This window comes from Protofrankia sp. Cr1 (genome assembly GCF_963555865.1).
GTDB lineage: Bacteria > Actinomycetota > Actinomycetes > Frankiales > Frankiaceae > Protofrankia.
The window spans coordinates 1-4882 of record NZ_CAUVXO010000400.1 but is presented as its reverse complement, the minus strand read 5'-3'; the positions used below and the strand labels follow the sequence as shown (position 1 = coordinate 4882).

Annotated in this window: 3 protein-coding genes; 1 reads left to right on the top strand and 2 read right to left on the bottom strand. The window is 68.0% G+C overall.

Going from position 1 to position 4882, the window contains the following annotated elements; all coding sequences use genetic code 11:
• Positions 1-717: 717 nt before the first annotated feature.
• A complete protein-coding gene (locus tag U9980_RS28710; protein WP_416210356.1) occupies positions 718-1056 on the bottom strand; it encodes a helix-turn-helix domain-containing protein in 339 nt (112 codons plus the stop codon).
• A gap of 35 nt (positions 1057-1091) precedes the next feature.
• On the opposite strand from U9980_RS28710, the gene U9980_RS22310 reads away from it, so the two are divergent.
• Positions 1092-3842 (top strand): AAA family ATPase, encoded by a 2751-nt coding sequence (locus U9980_RS22310; protein ID WP_322769720.1) that lies wholly within the window; start codon positions 1092-1094, stop codon positions 3840-3842.
• A gap of 108 nt (positions 3843-3950) precedes the next feature.
• Here the strand turns inward: U9980_RS22310 and U9980_RS22305 are convergent.
• The coding region (locus U9980_RS22305) for an IS110 family transposase (protein ID WP_322769719.1) at positions 3951-4882 on the bottom strand (932 nt) is incomplete at its 5' end.

Sequence of the window (4882 nt, the reverse complement as noted above, 5' to 3'; positions counted from 1 at the left end):
CCGGACGGCGCGCAGGCTGCTAATACCAGCACCAGGATCAAGACGATGGGTATGCGCTTCATGACGTCCCCCCGATATCCGATTGTGACCGCGCTCCCGCCACCGTTTTGACGGGCGCGGTGCCCTCCCGCACCGATACCACCGACAGTCGCAATCCACGATGGGTCTCGTGATTGCCCCCAAGCCGCCTGCTCGCGTCGGGACGAACTCACGGTCCCTTCCCGCTGGCAGGCGATAATTGCGGGTCCACGCACCGTGACAGGCGATTTGCTACCCGAACATGATGGCATAGTTTCCACTGTCCGTGTAGTCGTGCCCGCCGCCTGCCGGGCAGCGCCCAGTACTCGCGTTTCCAGCGAAGAACAGGCCTTGACACCTGTGGCAGCAACGCCAGTCAGCCTGAGCCATATCGGTACCTCCGCGCTGTGAGCTCTTTCCGGTGCGATTATAGGCACGCTGCGACCCACCTCACCCTGGGGAAATCGCGGGGGTCGGGCGATCCTGGTGGTTTCCCCGGGCCCAGTCCGGTCCGGTGCCGGTCGGTGGTTTCTGCGAGCGGCGCCCGGTGACCGCGACGGAGGTGCCGCGGCCACCGGGCGGCGTCCGGGGGTTCGTCGGACGCCGCCCGGTCAAGCAGCCGGACGAGGTCAGTCCAGCTTGAGAAGGGGGCGGGCGGCCGGATCTGTCTCAACGCGTAGGTCACCCTCTTCGTGATCGTTACTGGTTCGACGAACGTTGATGACGACATGCATCGGGGTCGCCCTTCCGAAAGAGCGGCATAGTCGAACAGCGGTTTTCCGCCATCGAGTCCCCGGTAGATCCACCGGTCTGTTCCAGTGAACTCCGGTGCTCGCGTGCCGCCGAGTCGTCAGTGGATGTGCAGGGGCGCGGCGAGGTGGTGCGTGAGCGCAGAACAAGCTTGCGGTAGGCGTTGCCCAGGTAGAGCTCGATGATGCGGATGCTCAGCACGAGCTTGCGGGCGACCTGTCGGTTGGACAGACCGTCGGCGGCGAGACGGGCGACGCTGAGGTCCGGCGACGGGCTACTATCGTGAATTGCCTACCGGCGGGCACGGGGGAGAACCTACGGGTATGGACCACCTGGTCGGGAGGGACTCGGAGCTGGCGTTCCTCGCCGCTCGGCTGGCTGAGGCGCGCGCTGGCCGTCTCCAGTTAGTGTTGCTCGAGGGCAACCAAGGTGTCGGGAAGACGGCGCTCCTTCGCCGTTTCCTTACGGATCTGGACGAGGCAGAGACTCTGGTCGCCAGCGGCGACGAGCTCGAGCAGTCGGTGCCTTTTGGCGTGTTGACTCAACTGCTGGGCGGGATTCGCGCCGAGCGCCTTTCGGCTGAGCTGAGCGTTGCCACCTTGTCCGGGACGGCGGCACCCGCGCCTGTCCAGATCGGCGCCGGCCTGGTCAGCCTTGCCGGTGAGCTGACGGCCGGCCACACGGCCCTGGTGTTAGCCATCGACGACGCGACCTGCGCGGATGTGTCATCGCAGCAAGCGCTCGCGTTCGCGTTGCGCCGGCTGCGCCACGACCCAGTCCTGGTCGTGCTTGTCGCTCAAACGGACGGACAGGGCGTCTTCTCCGACGGGCTTCGCCGGCTGTTGACGGAGTTCGGCAGCCGGCTACGGCTGGCCGGGCTGACCGTCGATGATCTGCAGCGGCTCGCCGTGGCCCAGTACGCGACCCCGATGTCCGGGCGCGCGGTGCAACTGCTGCATGAGGTCACGGATGGCAACCCGATGCACGCCCGAGCGCTGTTGGAGGAGCTTTCTCCCGACGAACTACAACGCGAGGCCGGTCCGTTTCCGGCGCCCCGGTCGTTTCGACTCATGGTGCTGGGGCGGCTGGCCAACTGCCCCAGCGAGACTCAGCGTCTTGTCGTCGCGGCCGCGGTCCTCGGCCGCAGCTGCCGCGTCGAGGACGCTGCGCGCCTCGCCGGTGTGACCGATCCGCTTGCCGCTCTGGGGCCGGCGGTGAAGGCCGGCCTGCTCGTGGAGCACCGCCGCCCCTTCGACGCGGGGGTTGCCTTCGTTCACCCACTGATGAGGTCCGCCGTCTACCACGACCTCGGCCTGGACGATCGATGTGCGCTGCACGCCCGGGCGGCGCAGCTTGCCGACGACCCGGCAACGGCACTGACGCACCGCATCGAAGCATCACCGTTCACCAACGACGATCTTGCCGCCGAGGTCGCGCAGGCGGCTGGACAGGACGCCGCCCAACACCGCTGGGCGCAGGCTGGCGACCGGCTGCTGACCGCGGCCCGGCTCACCAGTGACCGGCGCCTACGGGAGCACTGGTTCACCTACGCCGTCGACATGATGCTGCATGCGGGCGAGGTCGCCCGCGCCGCCGACCACCTCGCCACCGTGCCCCCGCTTCACGATCGCGCGCGCCACCACTACCTACAGGGCCGGCTCGCGATGGTGCGCGGCGACTTCGTCGCCAGCGACGTCTCGTTGCGACAGGCGTGGGCGCAACTGGCACTCGCTCCTGATCCTCCATTGGCACGTGCCGTCGCGGAGGCGCTGACGATACGCGTCGACTACGGTTTCTACGACATAGCCGCCGAATGGGCCACCCGGGCGAACCAGGTGGCGCCGCTGGACGCTGACCAGCCCACAGCCCTGCCGTTTCTGACGATCATGGTTTACCTCTCCGCGGGTTGGCGGCAGCAAGCCCGGGCGGTCTTCGATGAGGTGACCGCGCGGGACGGAGGTGCCACCGAATCCGGCGGTGCGACCGACGCGGACGGCCTCGTCGTTGGCGCCTTCCTGAGGTCCTGCGACGACCTGCCGGCCGCTCGCGACGCGTTCAGCGCCGCCGCGGCCTTCCACCGGCGCCACGACACCGCCGCACCCATGGGTCTGACAGCTCTATACCTGCAGTCCCTGGTCGAATATCAAATGGGTGAGTGGGACGAGGCGACCACCCACGCCAGCCTGGCCACATCGCTCGCCGCCGACAGCGGGCAGGTCTGGATGACGGCCTCCCCCCACGCCGCCATGATCTACCCGCTGGCCGCCCGAGGAGCACCGGACATCTCCGCCCACCTCGCCCGCGCGGCACGGGCCCAGCGCGATCACACGGGCCAGGCGGAACTGATCCGCATGGCGCGAGCCCGCGTTGCGCATGCGGCCGGCGACCATGGTGGTGTCGTCACGGCGCTGTCCTGGTTCGCGGGCCGACCCGCGTCCGATCCGATCGAACCATCCGACCTGCCATGGCGCGTCCTCTACGCGGAAGCGCTGGCTCACCTCGGCCGGACCGATGCGGCAGAGACCGTGCTCGTACCCTTTGAGGAGGCAGCCGCGGAGCGCTCGCGGCGTTCAGCACAGCTGGGCGCTGTCCGGGCCCGGGCGGCGCTCGAACTGGCCCGCGGCCACATGGACATCGCCGCGGCCACCTTCCGTCAGGGAGCCGTGCTCGGCCGGGATCTGCCCATGCCTTTCGAGATCGCTCTACTCGATCTTGCTCACGGATCGTTCCTGCGCCGGCGGGCCGACGGGCAGGCCGAGGCGGTCGGCGTGCTTCGAGCGGCCGGCGACACGTTCGCGAGGCTCGGCGCGGCACCCTATCTGGCCCGCTGCGAACGCGAACTGGCCGCGTGCGGGCCATCCGAGACACGCAGACCCCCATCCACCTGGGCGGGACTGCTCACGCCGCAAGAGCTCAGCGTCGCCCGCCTCGCCGCCGACGGCTTGTCCAACCGACAGATCGCGACAGAGCTCGTGCTGAGCGTCCGCACGATCGAGTACCACCTAGGCAACGTGTACCGCAAGCTCGGTCTGCGCTCACGCGCGCACCTTGCCGCCACCCGGCACGGCCGCTGACGAGTCGGCGCCATGCCAAAACCGTTCTGAGACGAAACTAGAGGTGACATGGCATGCGGAATCAGCCCATGTGCTATGTAGTGGGCTCGGGTCCGTGGCAGGTCAGGGTCAGGCTGCGGGCTGGAGAGCGACGTCGTAGCCGAGGGATTGCAGGTCGTGGACCAGGCGCCGTTTACGCGCTTCGGAGTTGTTGTAGTGGGTGAAATAGTCCGAGCCCAGGTCGCGGTACTCGGCGCCGTCGTGCAGAACGTGCCAGATGATCACGAGAAGGGTGTGGGCGATCGCGATGGCGGCCTTCCCACCACCGGTCTTGCCGAATCGACGATGCAGGCGGTGGAACCGGGCGCCCACATAGGTGCCGGTGCGGCCGGCGGCCCAGGCGCACTCGGTGAGGATGGCGCGGATCTCGGCGTTGCCTTTGCGGGTTCGGCCGGACTTGTGTATGCCTGCGGACTCGTTGTTGCCCGGGCACAGTCCGGCCCAGGAGGCCAGTTGCCCGGCGGTGGGGAACCGCGACATGTCCACACCGATCTCGGCGATGACCACCTGCGCGGCCCGGTCACCGATGCCTGGAATGGTCGTGAGGAGCCTCACCTGCTCGGCGAAAGGGTCGATCATCTCCTCGATCCGACGATCGAGATTTTCGATCATGGCGCTCAGGTGATCGATGTGTTCGGTGTGCAGCCGGGCCAACAGAGCGTGGTGGTCACCGAAACGCCCCGCACAGGCCATGGTCAGATCCGGGATCTTGTTCCGCATCACCCCCCGGGCCAGGCCTGCCAGGACTTTCGGATCGCGCTCCCCGGCGATGAGCGCCTCGATCATGTCGCGGGCCCACAGGGTGGTGATACTGGAGGCCACCGAGTCGATTTTGATACCGCCGTCCTCCAAGACCTTGGACAGGCGCTGTAGTTCACGGGTCCGCGACTCGATCAGCTTCCTGCGGTAACGGGTCAGCTCACGGATCGCGGCGATGTCCTTCGGTGGGATGAAACTGCCGCGCAGCAGGCCACATTCCAGCAGTTGCGCCAGCCACGCAC

Excerpts from the sequence above, each read along its gene's own strand:
- U9980_RS22310 (WP_322769720.1), top strand. The coding sequence starts at position 1,092 with ATGGACCACCTGGTCGGGAGGGACTCGGAGCTGGCGTTCCTCGCCGCT.